Source organism: Streptomyces sp. JJ66 (assembly GCF_019303495.1).
GTDB lineage: Bacteria > Actinomycetota > Actinomycetes > Streptomycetales > Streptomycetaceae > Streptomyces.
Genome location: NZ_JAEVFI010000060.1, coordinates 1 through 917 on the forward strand (window position 1 = coordinate 1; position 917 = coordinate 917).

General features: G+C 66.7%; 1 protein-coding gene. It reads left to right on the forward strand.

The window, feature by feature from the left end; genetic code table 11:
* Window positions 1–106: 106 nt before the first annotated feature.
* Window positions 107–904, forward strand: a complete 798-nt coding sequence (locus tag JJV70_RS23435) for a transposase family protein (RefSeq protein ID WP_219049832.1) — start codon at window positions 107–109, stop codon at window positions 902–904.
* The last annotated feature ends 13 nt before the right edge of the window (window positions 905–917 follow it).

Sequence of the window (917 nt, forward strand, 5' to 3'; positions counted from 1 at the left end):
TGAGCGGATCTCATCGTGACCGGTTCGGGTGACGGGGTGCCCGTGACGTGGCGAAGCTCCTCGACGTTGCAAGGAGTGTCAACAGCCGCGCAACGCAAGGAGCTTCGTGGTCACCTATCGTGCCACCCTCGACGTCACCTCGGACCTGGTTTCCTGGCTGGAGAACCAGATCGCCACCCGAAGGGATGAGGCCGACGGGTCCTGGCGGGCGCTGACGCCCTGGGACCAGGCGATCGTGCTGCTGGTCTTCCTTGCCAAGGGCGACACCTTCGCTGAGCTCGGAGCCCACTTCGGCATCGGCACAGAGACCGCCCGCCGATACGTCAACGAGGGCATCGATGCCCTCGCACCACTCGCGCCGACCCTCACCGAGGCCATCGACGCCTCCGGCGAGTCCCGCCGCCTACTGCTGGACGGAACCCTCATCCCGCTGTGGCGCTGCGACACCCTGGCCACCGAGACCAACCCCGACCCGCTGTACAACGCCAAGCACCGCGAGCACGGCATGAACGTCCAGGCCCTCACCGACACCAGCGGCGAGCTGGTCTTTCTCGGCGAAGCCAGAGCGGGTTCAACGCACGATGTGACCGCCGCCCGTCTGGACGGGATCGTCGCCGCGGTCAGTGACGCGGATGTGGAGACGACTGGCGATTCCGGCTACCAGGGCGCCGGCGGCACCGTCCGCACCCCGGTCAAGCGTCCGAAGGGCAAGGGCCACAACGGATGGGAGAAACTGGCCAACACCGCACTCGCCCGACTCCGAGCGCCCGTCGAGCGGGCGTTCGCGGCACTGAAACGCTGGCGAGTGCTGGACACCGTGCGTATCAGCCCGAACCGCGTCACCGCACTCCTACAGGCGATCTTCGTAATCCATCGGAAACGATCTTCACTCGCCAGGGCGTAGATGAGATCCGCTC